We start from the raw sequence: 17650 nt of genomic DNA, 5'->3' as shown, positions 1-17650 counted from the left end.
GATGCGCGTTCTGCTCGTGCTAATCAGTCTGATGCTGTCCATGTCCCTGTCCGCCGCTGAAAAACTCCAGGTGGTGACCAGCTTCAGCATCCTCGCCGACATGACCCGACAGGTCGGCGGTGAGCATATCCACATCACCAACATGGTCGGGCCGGACGCCGATGCACACACCTACGAACCCACACCAGACGACGCCAAGGCATTGCTCAAGGCAAAACTGATCATCAAGAACGGACTGGGCTTCGAGCCATGGTTGGATCGTCTGGTGACCAGCACTGAAACCACTGCCCCGGTGATCAGCGCCAGCCGCGGCGTCATTCCGCGTTCACTGGATGAGGATGGCGAGACCATCCCCGACCCGCACGCCTGGCACAACCTGGCGAACGCCGAGCTGTATGTCAGCAACATCACCAAGGCATTGGAAGCGGCCGACCCGGCCAACAAGGCCGACTACGAACGCAACAGCCAGGCGTACTTGAAGAAAATCTATGCCCTGCTCGCCGAAGCCAAGGCCAAGCTCGGTGCATTGCCTGCCGGCAATCGCAAGATCGTGACCTCCCACGATGCATTCGGTTACCTGGGCCAGGCCTATGGCATCGAGTTCATGGCGCCCCAGGGTTTATCCACAGAGCGTGAACCGTCGGCGGCAGAAGTCGCGGCGCTGATTACCCAGATCCGTCAGGCGAAGGTCAAAGCGGTGTTCATGGAAAACATCAAGGACGCACGCCTGCTCAAGCAGATCGCCGACGAGAGCGGCGCGCACATCGGCGGCACGCTGTACTCCGATGCACTCGCGGCCAGCGGACCGGCCAGCACCTTCACGGGTCTTTTCGAATACAACCTCAATACGTTGTATGAGGCGCTGAGTCGGCCTTGATCAAGCACGGCAAGGCTTGCCCTGATCGAGCCGCATCGCGAGCAAGCTTTGCTCCCACAGGTTCACCAAGAAATTACCTAATTCCGATTCAAGCCCTCGGCTTGACCGTCCCGCACTCCTGCCCCAGCCACACCGCGCGCGTGTCGAGGCTGCCGTTCTGCTGGATGCCGGTGGCATTGAACGTGCCGTTGACCTTGGTGGTGAATTCACGATCGCTCTGGAACGTCGCGACGCCATTACCCTGGGCTTTCGGGCAACTGAAGCGAAACTTCCACTGATTGCCGGTACGCTCGGTGATCTGCTGCTTGCAACCCGATTGCGGATCTTGCAGCGGAATGTCATTGGTTTGCACCTGCGCCGGGGTCAGACAGACGCGAATGCCTTTACCGCCCATGGTGATGCCCTGCTTTTCCAGCATCGCCCGTTGCTCCGGGGTCATCTGGGTTTGCAACTGGCCGAGGATCAATTGCAGGTCCGGCAAGTTCTGGTTATCGACCTTCATGTTGCTGGTGGTCAGTTCCCACAAACCCGGCTGGAGCATCTGCGCCTGAGCCGCCATCGGAACCGCCAAGCCAATTGCCAAGGCCACACCCAGCAGACGAACATTCATTGCATAAACTCCAGAGGACAAGTGGCCGTTAGACGCCGCCCACAGGCTTCGGTTCAAGCCCGGGACGAGTGAATTAAATAGCGACATTCGCCATGGAACATGGTCTGTTAAGCATAGAAACTTCCGGAGCAAGGCTGCCCCATGGATTATTTCGGCCCGCATGTTTTCGGTTACCTGATCGCGCTGCTCCACACCCTGGGTTCCGTCGCCGCTGTCCACGCTGTATTGACGGTGCGCACGGCCCAAGGCTCGATTGCCTGGGCCCTGTCGCTGCTGTTCATTCCCTACCTGACGTTGATTCCTTACCTGGTTTTCGGGCGCAGCACCTTTGATGGCTACATCAAGGCGCGCCGACAAGCCAACGAAGAGATGCGCAAGGCGATCTCCGAGCTGAACTGGCGGCCGTGGGTTGAAGAGGCTTTGACCGCCCGTGCCTCCCAGGCCTACGACTCGCTACGGGCCATGCCCAAGCTGGGGCGCACACCGTGCCTGGCGAACAATCAGGTGCGTTTGCTCGTCAATGGGCAGGCCACGTTCGAGGCAATCTTCCAGGCCATCGATAACGCACGGCAGGCCGTGCTGATTCAATTTTTCATCATCCACGACGACCGCCTCGGCCTACGCCTGCAGACACTGCTTCTGAAAAAAGCCGCCGAAGGCGTGGCGGTGTATCTGCTTTACGACCGCATTGGCAGCCACTCCCTGCCCCACCGCTACGTCCAGGCGCTGCGCGACGGTGGTGTCCACGTGAAAGCCTTCGCCACCCGCAGCGGCTGGCTCAATCGGTTCCAGGTCAACTTTCGCAACCACCGCAAGATCGTGGCGGTGGATGGCGTTCTAGGCTTCGTTGGCGGGCACAACGTGGGCGATGAATACATGGGCGAAAAGCCGCCCCTGGCGCCGTGGCGCGACACCCATGTCGAAGTCTGCGGCCCGGTGGTGGGAAGTATGCAAGAGTCGTTTGCCGAGGACTGGTTCTGGGCGGCCCGTTCGCTGCCACCGCTGATCCTGCCAGACACCTACCCGGACGACGGTGTGCTCTGCCAGTTGCTGACCAGCGGCCCGGCCGATGCCTACGAAACCTGTTCGCTGTTTTTCGTCGAAGCTATCCATGCGGCCAGCGAGCGAGTCTGGATCACAACGCCTTACTTCATCCCTGACGAAGCGGTGTTCGCGGCCTTGCGCCTGGCGGTGCTGCGCGGGGTGGATGTGCGCATCCTGCTGCCCTCGCGGCCGGACCACAAGATCGTCTACGCCGCATCCAGCCTGTATGCGTTTGAAGCGGTGCGGGCCGGTGTGCGGATGTTCCGTTACGCGCCAGGCTTCCTGCATCAGAAAGTGGTGCTGATCGACCGGGAAATCAGCGCCATCGGCAGTGCGAACCTGGACAACCGTTCGTTCCGCCTGAATTTCGAAGTCATGCTGCTCACGGTGGATATCCCGTTCGCCACCGAGGTCGAGCAGATGCTTGAGCAGGACTTCGCCCGAGCCGTGGAAATCGACAAACAGGAAAGCCGGGAGACCCACCGCCTGCAGAAGATCGGCATGCGGATCGCCCGGCTTATTTCCCCGATTCTCTAAGGGGTGTAGATGTCGTCGCGGGTCCAGGGCAACTCATGGCTACCGTCGGCGTGGGCCTTCACCGCCAGGATCTGGTGCAGATTGATCCAGCCCTTGGCGAACGCGTAGGCACAGCCGGCCAGGTACAGACGCCAGATCCGCAACGCCTGTTCCGGCACTTCCTTCGCGGCGGCCTCGAGATTGTCCTCCAGGCGTTCACTCCAGTGATCGAGCGTGCGCGCGTAATGCAGGCGCAGGCTTTCCACGTCGACGATCTCCAGCCCAGCTTCGCTGATTTCGGCAGAGATCATCGACAGGTGCGGCAGCTCGCCGTTGGGGAATACATACTTCTCGATGAATTCACCGGCGCCACGACCGACCGGACGACCGTCGGTGTGCTTGGCGGTGATGCCATGGTTCATCACCAACCCGCCCTCACGCACCGCGCCGAACAGCGTCTTGCAGTACTGCTCGAGGTTGGCGTGGCCAACATGCTCGAACATGCCGACGCTGACCACTTTGTCGAAGCGACCGTCCTGGGGCAGGTCGCGGTAGTCCAGCAATTGCAAATCGACCAGATCCTCCAGGCCTTCTGCCTTGACCCGTTCCCGAGCCAGTGTCAGCTGCGCCTTGCTCAGGGTAATCCCGAAGACTTTGGCACCAAACTCGCGTGCAGCGTAACGGGCCAGGCCGCCCCACCCACATCCGACATCCAGCAGGTAGTCACCCGGCTGTAATCGCAGCTTGCGGCACAAGTGGCGGAATTTGGCTTGCTGGGCCTGTTCGAGGGTTTCACTGCCCGTCTCGAAATAGGCACAGGAATAGGCCATGTCACTGTCGAGCCACAGCTGATAGAACGCGTTGGAAAGATCGTAGTGATAGGAGATCGCCTGGGCGTCGGTTTCCTTGTCGTGGAGCGATCGCACCGGCAGGTTGTCGGCGTCGTCCTCAATCAATGCCTGGCTCCATTCATCGCAGACACGAATGACTTCGTGGATCGATCCTTCGAGTTCCAGCTTGCCTTCGACGAAGGCCGCTCCTAGCGCATTCAGGCTGGGATGGGTGAATTGCGCGACCATTTGTGGGTCCTTGACCACGATCGTGACACTGGGGTCGTCACCCAGTGAAAATTCATGGCCATCCCAGAGCCGCAGCCGAAGCGGTAGATGCAGATTCTGTAAGGCCGGTGGAAGTTGCGCGAGCATGAAGAATCCCCCATGTTTCAGACGTCTGAAAATGAGGGTAGACCATCATAGAAAAATAGCAGGCTATCGAATTTATAGCCTTTCTCTATCACCGTCCCAAATTCACTCCTTGTGCCGGGTAATGCCAGTATGGGTGCCCTCTCCAACAGAGACTGCAAGGGTGACGCACAGTTCGCCAAGGGTTATCCAACGGCTCCCTTCGCTTGGATTTTCAGGAGTGGCTCCTGGAACCGCAGCAATCGCCCTGCATTACCTAACACTAGCAGGGTACTGAGATTGTGCAGCAGCGCAGCGATCATCGCCCCCGCCGCGCCGAGCCAACCGAAGGCGGCAAAGGCGACGATGGCCAGCGTCCAGCCCAGGCCAATGATCACGTTGACCTGCAACGTGCGCCTGCATTGGCGGCTCAATCGGACGCAGGTGCCGAGGCGTCGCAGGTCGCTGCCGATCAGCACGATGTCTGCCGACGCCAGGGCGATATCTGCGCCGCCGGCGCCCATTGCAACGCCGACCACCCCGGCCTTGAGCGCCAGGGAGTCGTTGATGCCATCGCCCACCACCATGGGGCGGAACCCATGGTCGATTTCGGCCATGACCCGTTTGAGTTTGTCTTCAGGGAGGGCCTGGGCTTGCAGGTCGCCGATGCCGACATCCCGGGCCAGGGTCGTGGCCACGCTCTGGCGGTCGCCGGTCAACAGCAACTGACGTCCCAGGCCCAGCTCGCGCAGCTCGGCCATGGCAACCCGTGCCTCCGGCTTGACGCTGTCGGCCAGCAACAGCCAGGCGAGGAACTGCCCATCCAGGGCCAGACCGGCAATCGGGCCATCGTGCTCCGGGACCGCTGACGTTTGAATGCCCAGCTGTGCAAACAACTCCGGCCGCCCAAGCGCCGCTTCGCCCTGGGCGGTCATCGCGACCACCCCTAAGCCCTGGCGCTCATGGATGTCCGTCAGCGCCAGGCAGTCTTCCTGGTCCACCAACCCTGCCAACGCACGACTGACCGGATGACTGCTGGCCGAACCGAGGCTGGCCGCCAAAGGCAGTAGCAACGATGAGGGAGCATCCTGGGCATGTTCGATGGATTGCAGGCGCAGGACGCCGTAGGTCAGAGTACCGGTCTTATCGACAACCAACGACGTCAGGTCCGCCAGTTCTTCCAGGAAGGCCGAGCTGCGGATCAGGATCCCGTGGCGCGCCGCCACCGCGATCCCGGCAATGGCGGTGGCCGGCGCCGACAGCACCAACGCACAAGGGCAGGCGGCGACCAATACCGCCAGCATCGCCTGGGCATCGTTGGTCACGAACCAGGTCACCGCCGCCAGCAACAACACCAGTACCAGGTAACTGCCGGCGTAGCGTTCCAGCAAGCGAGTGATGGGTGGCTTGGAGCGTTCAGCGTTTTGCATCAGGGCGATGACCTTGCCCAAGGTGGACTCTTCGCCGGTACGGGTCACTTCCAGGCGCAACAGGCCATCCAGGTTGATCGCTCCACCAAAGACTTCAGTGCCGACCACAGCCTCCAACGGCACCGACTCACCCGTGATGGGCGCAGTGTCGAGGCTGGCTTGGCCGGACAACACCCGACCATCGGCCGGCACCCGGTCACCGGCGCGCACCTCAACGACATCGCCGGGCTGGAGCGTTGCATTGTCGACATCGATGATCGAACCGTCGGCCTGCACCTTGCGACCTTGGCTGCGGGTCAGTTGGCCAAGTGCATGGATCGCCTCCTGGGAACCGATGACGCTGCGCTCTTCCAGCACATGCCCGAAGATCATGATGATTGGCAACAACGCCGCCGTCAGCAGATCGCCGGTGGCCCAGGCACCGAGCATCGCCAGGGCGATGAGTTGGTCGGTAATCCCGTGCAGGCTTGGGTAACGCAAGCTGTACCAGGCCGACCGCATCACCGGCACTGCCACCAACAGCGAGGCGAACCCCAACAGCAGTTGGCTGACACCGCTCTGCTCCGGCGACCAACCGCGCCATACCAGGCCCAATGCGAGCAAGCCGAGGGCGAGCATCGCCAAGGTCAGTTGCCGGGCGGCGATGCGTTGTTCCGTCGAGGACAACATCGGTGCAACGCTGGTTTGGGCGGTCATTGTCCGGCTCCCTGGATGATCAGACGGGAATCGTCTTTCGGATCGACCGTGGTCACTGAACCGGCCTGGCGAAGGATGGCAGGCATGCGTTCGCGATACAGACGCAGCAGCATTTGCGGATCGCTGCCTTGGGTCTTCGCCAAGCCGAGCACCGTGGCCGTGTCGGCCGAAGCCTTGGCGAGTCGTTCGCTGGCCTGGGCATGGGCGACTTGCACGGCGCGGTCGGCATCTTGGCGAGCGGCCTGGGTGAGTTTTTCCGCTTCAGTCCGGGCGTTGGCCACGGCTTTATCGGCCTGCTGGCTGGCCGTCAGCACCGCGTTGAAGGCACTCACCGCCGGCCCCGGTAAACTCGATTGCACATCGACCCGCACCACTTCGATCCCCAACCCCTGCCCCGTCGCCGCCAAGTCAGCCAGGCGTCGGTTAAGCCCCTGGACCAGATCGCCACGCAAGCGTTCGCGACGCTCGGCCGCCTGGTTGTCGCTGCCCATCAGTTCGGGGCGAGCCACCAGAATGGTGTCCAGATCCCGGGCTGCGGTCAGGGCCACGGCACTGCGGGTCGCCAACCGGTCCAGGGCCGGTAGGACATGTTCACCTTGCAAGACGAAGGAATAAGGGTCGGTGACTTTGTAGAACACCCGCACATCCAGTTGCACCACGCCGGCATCACCGGTCAATAAATAACCAGAGCCGGCCAACGCATCGCTGACCGGGGTGGCGAAGCTGGCGACACGATCAGCCTGCAAGGCCGCATCCGAGCGCAGCAGATTTTCCACCCGCCGCTCAAGCACCCGATCCGCAGCGGGCAGCAAGACCACTTGTTCCACAGGACGAGGCCACGCCAACAAAAGGCCGGCATTCTGGATGCGATCCAAGGCGCCAAAGTGCAGCACCACCGCACGATTCTGCGGATCGATCTGCCGCACGTTGGAAAAGACCCAGGCCAACGCCGCCAACACCGTGACGGCGTAAAGCGCCAGAAACGCCAGGCGCCCGGCCTGGATCCACGGGCTGGATAACTCGTTTGTTCCACGTGGAACCAAACTCATGGTTGTGTTCCACCTTTGCCTTCCACGGAACCAGGGCCGTCCACCAGGACACGGAATGGCGCCGCATCGGTGCGCAAAATCAGCTTCGTGCCTGGGCTGACGATCGTGCCCAAGGTGTCCAGCGAACGGAGCAGGTTGTAGAGCTGCGGAGAGCCAGCGTATGCCCGGCCGTAGATCTCGGCTGCTTCTACCCGCGACTGCGCTTCGATATCCGCAGCTTTCACCGTGGCATCGGCTTGCAGGACTCGCGCATCACGTTCTGCGGCGGAGCGAATCTGCGCCGCTTCGCGCTTGCCGATGGCGGTGCGTTCGGTGGCGATGGTCTCACGCTCGGCGCGCATGCGATCCACCGTCGCCGTCAGCGTCACCGAGGGCAAGGTCAGGCGCTCAACGCCAACTTGCAACACGCGCACGCCATAAGTGGTGAGCAACTGTTGATCGATCTGCTGACGCAGCTGAGCTTCGAAATCGGCGATGCGCACTTGGCTGGCGTCGGTGTTGACCAGGTTCGCCAGGTCAAAACTGGCGGCCGTGGTTTCCAGCGCCGAGCCGACAAAGGTGCGGATCTGCCGTGCGGCTTCGTCCGGTTGGTTCTGCACCGCGCGCATGAAACGCTGCACGTTTTCCGGGTCACCCTGCACCTGCCAAGCCACGTAGGCCTGGACGATGATCCGCAGCCCATCACGGGTGCCGACATCCTGCAGACCGCTGGAGGTGGTGCGCAACCGCAGGTCCACCGGAATCGCCGCCTCGAACGGTGCCGGCCAGCGCCAACCCAAGCCAGGTTGCAGCAGCACCCGCGCCGGATTGCCGAAACGGGTGATGACCGTGGCCTCCCCCGAGCGCACTTGCACCAGGCTTGCGGCCGCAACGGCAAACGCCACCAGCAACACCGCCCAACCCATCCGCCGCCACGGGAACGGACCGGCTTGCTGCGGATCGCCATGATGGTGGTGATGATGCCCATGGTGATGACCGGCATGACCGTGATCGTGACCAGCGTGGTCGTGGTGATCGTGTGTAGAGGACTGGCTCAATGGGCAGCTCCTGGCGGGACAGGGTTACGCGGCGACGCAGGGTCTGCCGGCAGCGTGAAGGTACGCAAGTCGATGGTCGGCGCGTTGCCGCTGCCGCCCAGGCGATGGTCGAGAATCAGCAACCGGGCATTGGTGAGGCCCTGGCTGAGTTGGCCCAGGTAATGCTCCAGCACAAAAGCGTGCCCCGCCGTGGCGTAGGCTTTGCGGTCGGCATTGAAGCGCAGGTCGGCGGCCTGGGCGGTCGCGTTGATTTCCCGGGCGGTGGCCGTAGCCTGGTCATGGGCGACGCTGGCTTGCAATTGCGCCTGGTTGGTCTGTTCCGCCGCCGCGCCGCGCTCTCGAGCGATCAATGCCTGCGCGCCAATCTGCGCCGCCTGCACGCCGTGGTAGGCATTGGCCGCACCGGCCGGTGGATGAATCGCCTCCACAACCGTCGCCAGGATTTCCACACCGCTGTCGAGCGATTGCAAATCAGCCTGGACGGCGCGACCGATTTCGTCGGCGAGGCTGACACGGTCCGCGCCCAGCAAACCGTCCAGCGTGCGGGACGCAAACTCATGCACCAGGATGCGGCTGGCGGTGCTGCGGATCAGCGTCGGCACATCCGCGCTGTTGTAGGTCGCCGCCAACGCCGCAGCGTCGGTCAGGCCGATACGGTAGACAAAGCGCACGTCCATGTTGACGATCTGGAAGCTCTGCTGGTCGGCACGACGACTGGCAATGACCTGGGACTTGTCGTTCACATGGCTGGCGTCCCACAACCGATTGGCGATTGCCGGCGCCGGTCCCTCCGCCGGTTCAGCCTCGACCACGGCCCGACTCTCCGCGACGCTGGTCGCCAGTTCATGCACAACACCATTCTCGACGTTGAGCACCCTGCCCCACGGCCAAGGCAACGCGACATGCAAGCCCGGGCCGAACACCTCCACCGGTTTGCCAAAGCGCTCATAGATGCCACGTCCCTGCAGCGGCACTTCGTGCACGCCCGTCAACAACCAGCCCACCAGCACCACCAGCGCCAACACCGGCAAAAAAGCCCGGCGCATGTAGCTGAAGGCCCAGATCTGGCGCAGGTCGATACCAAAACGGTTGTGCAGTTCATGCTGCAGGGCCAGCAACGGTTGCGGCGGCCAGCGCAGCAGATCGGCGATGACACTGCGGCCCAGCAGCGTCGGTTCCAGGGCGTCCCGGCGCGGGATGAATAACGACAGCACCGCGCGCAGCAAAAACTCGGCCGCCACCACGCCCGGCAACAGCCCCATCAGCACGGCCAGGCGCATCGGCCAGATGGACGTTTCTGCGGCGAACAACAAGCACAAAGCGCCGAGCACCAGCACGATGATTGCCACCCGCGTCAGTTGCGCCAGCGGCGGCGCTTCCGGCCATTCCACCGGAGATTGCTGGGCCAATTGCCGCTCGAACACCAATAGCCCGAACGCCAACAACAACGACACCACCGCCCCCACACTGGCCGAGACACCGAGGGCGGCAGCCGGCAGTTGCAAATTCCAGGCTTGCTCCAGGCCCAGCAATACCAGCACTGACCACCCGACCAACCACAACGCAGGCGCACCGATCTGTTTCAGCAGGCCGACCCCGCGAGCGCCCATTCGCTCCAGCAGCCGCTCATACCAACCCAGGTTATCAACAGGCTCGTTTTCCGCAGGCAGGTTATCCACAGCTGGCAGCAGCGCCCTGCTACGCCATTGCGTGACCCACCAGGCCGATTGCAAACCCACCACCAGCACCAAGAGTCCCGCGCCTTGGCTGACCAGCAAAACCGGCCATAGCGACTGTGGCGAAAACACCCCGATAAAAAACGCCAGCACCAGGCCCAAACCCGCCACGCTTCCCAGGGCGAAAGCAATCTGCTTCAAACGGCGCCGCTGAAACGACGCGCGCTGAAAACGCGGCCATTCGGCCACCTGTGCCCCCTCGACATCAAGATCGACTTGCATACCACCCCAGCACTCGTGGCGATCAAAATCCGGGGCCGTGGCCAGGCGCCACCGACGCTCCGTTATATGCCGTTACCTTATAACGATTCCTGTGAAATTTCCGTTTTGAATTCTTCATGCCAAGGCCCACGCTGGCCGCTTGACTTAAGCCTTGACCGAAATCTCTGGAAACGCTCATATTACGAGCATAATTTTTTATCAGGCCAAGCGGGAGAACAGCAATGAGCAACTACGACGTGATCATTCTGGGCGGCGGCCCCGGCGGGTATAACGCGGCGATTCGGGCCGGGCAGTTGGGGTTGAAAGCCGCCTGTGTCGAAGGCCGAGCCACCCTGGGCGGCACCTGCCTGAATGTCGGCTGTATGCCCTCCAAGGCCTTGCTGCATGCCTCGGAGCTGTACGAAGCCGCCACGGGAACGGAATTCGCCAACCTGGGCATTGAAGTCAGCCCCACCCTCAACCTTGCGCAAATGATGAAGCAGAAGGACGAAAGCGTGGCTGGCCTGACCAAGGGCATCGAGTTTCTGTTTCGCAAGAACAAGGTCGACTGGATCAAAGGCTGGGGCCACATCGACGGGCCCGGCAAGGTGACCGTTACCGGCGACGATGGCGCCAGGACCGAACTCAGCGCCAAGGACATCGTCATCGCCACCGGCTCGGAACCCATGCCCCTGCCAGGCGTGACCATCGATAACCAACGCATCCTCGACTCCACCGGCGCCTTGTCCCTGAGTGAGGTGCCCCGGCATCTGGTGGTGATCGGCGCCGGCGTCATCGGCCTCGAACTGGGTTCGGTCTGGCGGCGCCTGGGGGCCCAGGTGACCGTGGTGGAATACCTCGATCGCATCTGCCCGGGGGTAGATGGCGAGGCCGGCAAGACCCTGCAACGGGCCCTGAGTAAACAGGGCATCCAGTTCAAGTTGAGTTCGAAGGTCACCGGAGCCATTCCCTCGGCCAACGGCGTGCAATTGCAGATCGAACCGGCGGCGGGCGGCGAGGCACAGACCCTGGACGCCGATTACGTGCTGGTCGCCATCGGTCGTCGGCCTTACACGCAAGGGTTGGGGCTGGAAAACGTCGGGCTGAGCACCGACAAACGCGGCATGCTCGCCAACCAGCATCACCGCACCGAAGCACCTGGCGTCTGGGTCATCGGTGATGTGACGTCCGGACCGATGCTGGCCCACAAGGCCGAAGACGAAGCCATGGTCTGCATCGAACAGATCGCCGGCAAGGCCGCCGAGGTCAACTATGCGCTGATTCCCAGCGTCATCTACACCCGTCCGGAACTGGCCAGCGTCGGCAAGACCGAGGAACAACTCAAGGCCGAAGGCCGTGCCTACAAGGTCGGCAAGTTCCCCTTCACCGCCAACAGCCGAGCCAAGATCAACCACGAGACCGAAGGGTTCGCCAAGGTCCTGGCCGATGAACGCACCGATGAGATCCTTGGTGTGCACCTGGTAGGCCCGAGCGTCAGTGAGATGATCGGTGAATACTGCGTGGCCATGGAGTTCAGCGCCTCAGCCGAGGACATCGCCCTGACCTGCCACCCACACCCTACCCGCTCGGAGGCGTTACGCCAGGCGGCGATGAATGTGGAGGGGATGGCGACGCAGATGTAGGAACAACGCAAAGCTGGAAGGAACACTGTTTGGTCCGGGGGCATGGTTAACCTGTGGCGAGGGGATTTATCCCCGTTGGGCTGCGCAGCAGCCCCCCAAAACCAGGCAACTCGGTATGCCAGGAAGATTGAGTTAACTGCTTTTGGGGCTGCTGCGCAGCCCAGCGGGGATAAATCCCCTCGCCACAAAGGCCACCATGACCTCGGTCCAAACAACTGTGTTCGGCTGGCCGTTAGCTTAGCTGGTCGACATCCGCGCCTTGCGCCGGCGCCGGCTGATCAGCCCCAACGCCACCGCTACCAGCAGCACGGCCCCGCTCACCTCCAGCCAAACCTTGTAAGGTCGCAACGTCGAACGAATCGGGTCCAAGGCCTGCGTCACATAGCGTTTGTTCGCCTTGCTGAAGTCGGGTTCCTGGCATTGATGACCGAAATCGCCGGCCCAATCCACATACGGACCGTCCTTCACATAGCGTTGATACAGCGCGCTTTGTTCCTCAAGGCTGGAGTTGTACCCCACCCCTTTGCACAGCACCGCCGCAAAGGCCTGGCTGGTATGCGGCAAATGATCCGCCGCCTGGCTCGCCAGCGCCGTGGCGACAAACCGATAGTGATAACGCACCTCAGGCTGCGCCGCGCTGGCCTGCTGGCGTTGCACTTCGCCTTCGGCCACCAGCGGCCCAACCTTCAGTTCAACCGGTTCCAGGCTGTAGTTGCCGCCCAGGCTGGCGTAATCCGGCGCCATCTCATAGCCGAGCAACTCCATGCCCCATTTGCGCGCCATCCAGGACGCATTGAAATAGGCCTCGGCCCGTCGGGTTGGCCACCATTTGGACTCCGCGTCCTGGCGCAATTGCCCATAGGCGCGAGCCTTGTTCTGCAGGTCCGCGTTATCGAAATAAGCCGGTGCCTCATCAAAGCGCCCTTCCCTCAGCAAGCGACGACCCAGCAGATTGCGCAGGCTCGCAGCCACCGGCAGCGGCACGTAGTTGTCCCGATCCTCCTGGCTCAACGCCGGTGGCGCCGGGACCTGGGCGTCGACGTACTGCTTGAGCTCATCCACCGTGAGCACACGCTCGGCGACGGCGGCAGCGTCGTACCAATAGTTGCTCTGGCCGCGATAGAGCTGATCGAAAGCTTGCAGGTAATCGCCGCGCTGCAGGGCCAGGATCGCGCTTTCACCTTCGACACGGCACTTGGGTTGCACCGACTCGTAGTTCCAATCCGGTGTGCGCCGGTTGCCCCAGGATTCATCGTTCGGAAAGGCCTGGGCGGCCTTGGCATAAGCCGCCGCCGCGGTCACTTTGTCGCCGTCGCGCAAGGCCAGCTTGGCACGCACCCACCAGGCCAGGCCGGTGTCGGCAGCCTTTTGCACAAAAGCCTGGGCGCTGGCGTAATCGCCGTGCTGGTAACTCACCGCCGCCAAACGGTCGGCGTCGTCCAGGTTGTCCCGGGCGCTGGCCTGCAACAGTTCGAACAGCCTTTTCTCGCCAGAGGGTTCTTCACCGTCCCACCAGCCGACGCGGCTGAGCAGGTAGGCGGTGACCAATCGCTGCACTGCCTTAGTCTTGAGCAGTTCGCTCAAGCGCGCATCCGGCTGGACGCTCAAATCACCGGCCAGTTGCAACAACGAGCTGTAGCCCACCGGGGAGCCTTGCAGGTTCTGGATCGCATACAGGCCGATGGCACTGTCCCAGTCGTCAGCGGTGTAGGCCACCCGGGCTTCTTCGCCAAGGCTGGCGATGCCCAGTTCCAGCGGATCGCTGAAGCCGGCAATGCTCAACTCGCGGGCCTGGCGAAACGCTGCTCGCGCCTGGTCCTGCAAAACCACAGGGTCGCCGCTGCCGGCCTCGGTGCTCACGGCGAACAAGGCCCGCCCCAGGGAGTACGCGGCCCAGGTGCTGCGCAACCGACGTTGGTCGGCCGGTAACGCCAGCAACTGCTGGAACGCGTCCACGGCACGCTGATGCTCGCCGACGTTAAAAGCCGCCGCGCCAATCGCATACAGGCGCAGTTCATCAGGCAGATTGGCCGCTTCGGTTGCCACCTGGTCGACATCGGTCAGGGCCCGCAGGCGCTCCACCACCGCTTGCTGCGGCGGGGTCAGGCCGATCTGCTCAGCCTTGTTGCGTTGTTCAACGTAGGAAGGCAGGTCGTCATAGCTGTAGTCCGGGTTACGCGTTGCCTCGGTGGCCGGCTTGAGCCCGGCAATCGCCTGGCCGAGGCGGCTGACCTCAAAGCGAAAGCTGCCTTCGGGCAATTCGGCCAGCGACTGGGCGCGGTTATCCAGCAGACGCATCGGGAAATCCGGCCCGCAGGCCAGCGCCGGGCCCAGCGGCAGGCAAAGGCTCAGGCACAGTAGGTGACGAGGCCACTTACGGGTAAACATTGAAACCTCCTTGGTCAATTTTCGTACAGCGCGCCCAGCCGATTGCCCGTTGGCTGCCAGCAGCCAAGCGGCCTTCCTGAATGCGGGTGAAGGTAAGCAGTCCGGGGGTTTGTTGCAACGTATAACCGGCCAGGGCATCGACGCCGTCACACGCGCCAACAGCCAGCGTCAGTCGCTGGGGCCAGGGGCTGTCGAGATTGCCCTGGTTAACCAGGCGGATATCGTACAAACCACCCTGCTCTCCCCACTGCAACGCCAGGCGACTGGCCAGGTTATCGCCCCGGGCGACGGCGCCGAGCGTGGTCAGGCTCCACGCCCTTCGGTCGCCGGCCAGCGGCAGGCGAAACCAGATCAGCCCCGCGAGATGTTGCGGCGGATCGGCACGCAAATCTGCCGCAAGCCCGGCCACTTGTTGCGGATCGGCCAGCAACTCCCGCCGCTCGCCACCGCGATCGATCGGCACTTCGCTTTCCACCACCGGAACGCCACTCTCCTGGGTCAGCAGCGCCACGCCGTACGCCGGCAGGGCCAGATAAAACGGCCGTGTGGTGACATCGCTCCAACGTTGCGCCCAGTGCCGGGCCTGTTTCGGATCGAACAAGCCCTGCCTGGGGTCGCTCACCGCGTGGACCTGCAGCACGCTGCTGTCCACCGTTTCCAACAAGCCAGGCAAGGCGGGGCTGTCGAGCCAGGCCGGTAGCGCGGTAATACTCAGCCGCACATTGGCCGGCAGGGCTTGCCGCAGTTGGCCGAGGAACTTTTCATAAGCCGGCAACCGTGCGTTGCCCGCATCGTGGTCGATTTCTACCCCCACCGGGGTCAGGCCTTGGGCTTGCCAATCGCCCAGCACCTGCTGGATCTGCGCGATCACCTCGTCCTGGTCCAAAGCCTTGAGCTGACCGTCCAGGCGAATCACAGCGATCAGCGGACGGCCGTCAGCCTTGAGCAAGAGCGGATTGATCCGCGCACGGCTCCAGCCCGCCCCGGGAAAAGCCTGCAACGCCAGCACCCGCAGCGTGGAAAAATCGCCCTGGCTTTCGCGCAGCGCCAGCGCGTGGGCCGGGGTCCATTGGCGTTGCCAGATATAGAGCTGCTGATCGAGGGCCGGGGCCGGGGATTGTTCGCAGCCCCCCAAAAACAACACGGCGAGGGCCAGGGAGAGCCGGAAAAGAAAAGTCATGGAGCCTCACCACCCATCAAAGCCCGGCAGATTACCGCCACTCGAGTCGAAGCGGAAATGGTGCAGAGTAGATTTGATCCTACTGTGGGAGCAAAGCTTGCTCGCGAAACAGACGCCTCGATCTCTGAAAGACCGCAGTGCCTTCATCGCGGGCAAGCCTTGCTCCCACAGTGAAGATAAATCCCCTCGCCACCGGGCTCCGTGTCAGGCGTGCTTTTGCAACCCGACAACCGTACGCGGCATGCCCACGAACCCGGGCAAGGCTTCGATCCGCGCCAGCCAGGCCCGTACATTGGCATAGTCGTCCAACGACACATTGCCTTCCGGTGCGTGGGCGATGTAGCTGTAGCCGGCGATGTCCGCAACGGTTGCAGCGTCACCCGCCAGATAAGCACGGCTGCTCAATTCCTGATCAATGACTTTCAGCACGTTGTGAGAACGGGCAATCACGTCCTCGGCGTTGTAGGCCGCACCAAACACCGTGATCAGCCGCGCCGTGGCCGGCCCCGCATGGATCGGCCCGGCCGCCGCCGACAGCCAGCGCTGCACCCGGGCGGCACCGATCGGATCGGTCGGCAGCCAGCGGCCCTTGCCGTATTTGTGCGCCAGGTACACCAGGATCGCGTTGGAGTCCGCCAGCACGACGCCGTCATCGTCAATGACCGGCACCTGGCCAAACGCATTGAGCGCCAGGAAGTCCGCCTGTTTGTGCGCGCCCTTGGCCAAGTCGACGAAGACTTCTTCGACAGGCAGCCCGAGCAACGAAAGCATCAGTTGAACGCGATGGGAATGGCCGGAAAGCGGGAAGTGATAGTGCTTGATAGGGTTCATGGTCGACTCCGCTGCAAGTGACGCCATCAGCACAACGGCGTCGATGGGGTCATCTTCCGCCCCAGGCAAAAACAAGAGAATCACCCAGAAATGCAATCCATTGTTTCAGCCAGAGAAACAATGCTTCAGCCGCTCAAGGCCGGATGTTCGCGCAATGCACTGACGATGAAATCGACAAAACTGCGGACCCGCGCCGGCGCATTGCGCCCGCCCTGATACACCACATGGATCGGCAGAGGCGGCAATTCGAAATCGGCCAGGACGATTTCCAATTCCCCGGCCGCCACGTTGCCTGCCACTTGGTAAGACAGGACACGCGTCATCCCCAGCCCCTGGCAGGCCGCCGTGATCGCGGCCTGGTTGGCCGTCACCACCAGCCGAGGCACGGGCCGGACGGCCAACGGTTGGCCTGAATCGATGAAGGTCCAGCTTTTGACCTGGCCAATGGCCGACGACGCCACCACAGGCATTCGCTCCAAGTCCTCCGGATGCCGGGGCCGCCCGTGGCGCGCGAAGAAATCCGGGGCGCCGCACACCACCCGCCGCACTTCACCGACACGCACAGCGTGCAGGTTGCTGTCCGGCAGCTCGCCAATGCGCAAGGCAACATCGATGCCCTCCTCCACCAGGCTGACCGTACGATCCAACAACAAGGCGTTGATGCTGACCTCGGGGAACCGGTGCAAGTAATCCACCAGCAGCGGCGTGACGAATAACTGACCGAACAGCACCGGTGCGGTAATCGTCAATTGCCCACGGGGCTGGACGTGGCTGCCGGCCGCCGAATCCTCGGCTTCCTGCAAATCGCTCAGGATCCGGCGACAGTCCTCGAGAAAGCGCTGGCCGGCTTCGCTCAGGTACACATTGCGGGTGGAGCGCACCAACAACGGCGTGCCGATGCGTTGCTCCAACGCTGCCACCGCCCGCGTGACGCTGGCCGCCGACAGCCCCAGGCGCCGCGCTGCTGCCGAAAACCCCGACTCCTGGGCCACGGCGAGGAAAACCTGCATTTCCTGGAACCTGTCCATCCATCCCCCGATGAGAAATCCTGATACAAGTTTTCTGCGCGTCTCAAAGCAGCGCTACGCGGCCATTGTAGAGGCCTGGGCCAGTGAACCACAGCGTAGCGCAGACAGACACCGGGACATTGGCTCGGCCAGGGGCGATTGCCCTTGGTACCATCCCTCTTCATGACAGTTTCATGACTTGAGAATGACCTGGACCTGGTGGG

Annotated in this window: 13 protein-coding genes; 3 read left to right on the top strand and 10 right to left on the bottom strand. The window is 62.7% G+C overall.

The features are described 5' to 3' along the window. Window position 1 precedes the first annotated feature (1 nt). The gene (locus CFII68_RS01345; protein WP_018613893.1) at window positions 2–877 is read left to right on the top strand and encodes a metal ABC transporter substrate-binding protein; all 876 of its coding nucleotides are present in this window, start codon (window positions 2–4) and stop codon (window positions 875–877) included. Between the two features lie 88 nt (window positions 878–965). Here CFII68_RS01345 and CFII68_RS01350 read toward each other — a convergent pair whose 3' ends face one another. Then, the gene (locus tag CFII68_RS01350; protein ID WP_018613891.1) at window positions 966–1487 is read right to left on the bottom strand and encodes a DUF3617 domain-containing protein; all 522 of its coding nucleotides are present in this window, start codon (window positions 1485–1487) and stop codon (window positions 966–968) included. A gap of 141 nt (window positions 1488–1628) precedes the next feature. Here CFII68_RS01350 and cls point away from each other — a divergent pair, with 141 nt between their 5' ends. Then, window positions 1629–3068, top strand: a complete 1440-nt coding sequence (gene cls / locus CFII68_RS01355) for a cardiolipin synthase (protein WP_018613888.1) — start codon at window positions 1629–1631, stop codon at window positions 3066–3068. On the opposite strand, the gene cfaB is transcribed toward cls, so the two are convergent. The 5 genes from cfaB to CFII68_RS01380 all read right to left on the bottom strand — a co-directional run bounded on the left by cfaB (window position 3065) and on the right by CFII68_RS01380 (window position 10398). Beyond that, the gene (cfaB, locus tag CFII68_RS01360) at window positions 3065–4252 is read right to left on the bottom strand and encodes a C17 cyclopropane fatty acid synthase CfaB (RefSeq protein WP_018613886.1); all 1188 of its coding nucleotides are present in this window, start codon (window positions 4250–4252) and stop codon (window positions 3065–3067) included. The genes cls and cfaB overlap by 4 nt on opposite strands. A 182-nt stretch (window positions 4253–4434) precedes the next feature. Next, on the bottom strand, window positions 4435–6354 hold the full coding sequence (locus CFII68_RS01365) for a heavy metal translocating P-type ATPase (RefSeq protein ID WP_018613884.1): 1920 nt from the start codon (window positions 6352–6354) through the stop codon (window positions 4435–4437). Beyond that, window positions 6351–7403, bottom strand: a complete 1053-nt coding sequence (gene hflK / locus CFII68_RS01370; protein ID WP_018613882.1) for a protease modulator HflK — start codon at window positions 7401–7403, stop codon at window positions 6351–6353. Before hflK ends, CFII68_RS01365 begins: the two co-directional genes overlap by 4 nt. Next, on the bottom strand, window positions 7400–8440 hold the full coding sequence (hflC, locus tag CFII68_RS01375) for a protease modulator HflC (RefSeq protein WP_033062937.1): 1041 nt from the start codon (window positions 8438–8440) through the stop codon (window positions 7400–7402). Before hflC ends, hflK begins: the two co-directional genes overlap by 4 nt. Next, the gene (locus CFII68_RS01380; protein WP_018613877.1) at window positions 8437–10398 is read right to left on the bottom strand and encodes a protease modulator HflK; all 1962 of its coding nucleotides are present in this window, start codon (window positions 10396–10398) and stop codon (window positions 8437–8439) included. Before CFII68_RS01380 ends, hflC begins: the two co-directional genes overlap by 4 nt. Window positions 10399–10619: 221 nt before the next feature. Between CFII68_RS01380 and lpdA the strand changes: the two genes are divergently transcribed. Then, window positions 10620–12020: a dihydrolipoyl dehydrogenase gene (gene lpdA / locus CFII68_RS01385; protein ID WP_018613873.1), complete on the top strand. Its 1401-nt coding sequence runs from the start codon at window positions 10620–10622 to the stop codon at window positions 12018–12020. A 237-nt stretch (window positions 12021–12257) separates the two neighbouring features. On the opposite strand, the gene CFII68_RS01390 is transcribed toward lpdA, so the two are convergent. From CFII68_RS01390 to CFII68_RS01405, 4 genes are all read right to left on the bottom strand, one after another. Further along, the gene (locus tag CFII68_RS01390; protein WP_018613870.1) at window positions 12258–14408 is read right to left on the bottom strand and encodes a hypothetical protein; all 2151 of its coding nucleotides are present in this window, start codon (window positions 14406–14408) and stop codon (window positions 12258–12260) included. Continuing rightward, window positions 14395–15588: a DUF3142 domain-containing protein gene (locus tag CFII68_RS01395; protein WP_018613867.1), complete on the bottom strand. Its 1194-nt coding sequence runs from the start codon at window positions 15586–15588 to the stop codon at window positions 14395–14397. The genes CFII68_RS01390 and CFII68_RS01395 overlap by 14 nt, the downstream gene beginning before the upstream one ends. A 204-nt stretch (window positions 15589–15792) precedes the next feature. Continuing rightward, entirely contained in the window at window positions 15793–16419 is a 627-nt protein-coding gene (locus CFII68_RS01400; protein ID WP_033062948.1) for a glutathione S-transferase family protein, read from the bottom strand. A gap of 125 nt (window positions 16420–16544) precedes the next feature. Continuing rightward, on the bottom strand, window positions 16545–17447 hold the full coding sequence (locus tag CFII68_RS01405) for a LysR family transcriptional regulator (protein WP_018613863.1): 903 nt from the start codon (window positions 17445–17447) through the stop codon (window positions 16545–16547). Window positions 17448–17650 lie beyond the last annotated feature (203 nt).

Source organism: Pseudomonas sp. CFII68 (assembly GCF_000416195.1).
Taxonomy (GTDB): Bacteria; Pseudomonadota; Gammaproteobacteria; order Pseudomonadales; family Pseudomonadaceae; genus Aquipseudomonas; species Aquipseudomonas kilonensis.
Note: the sequence above shows the minus strand (reverse complement) of the source record. Positions and strands in the feature narration are given on the sequence as shown.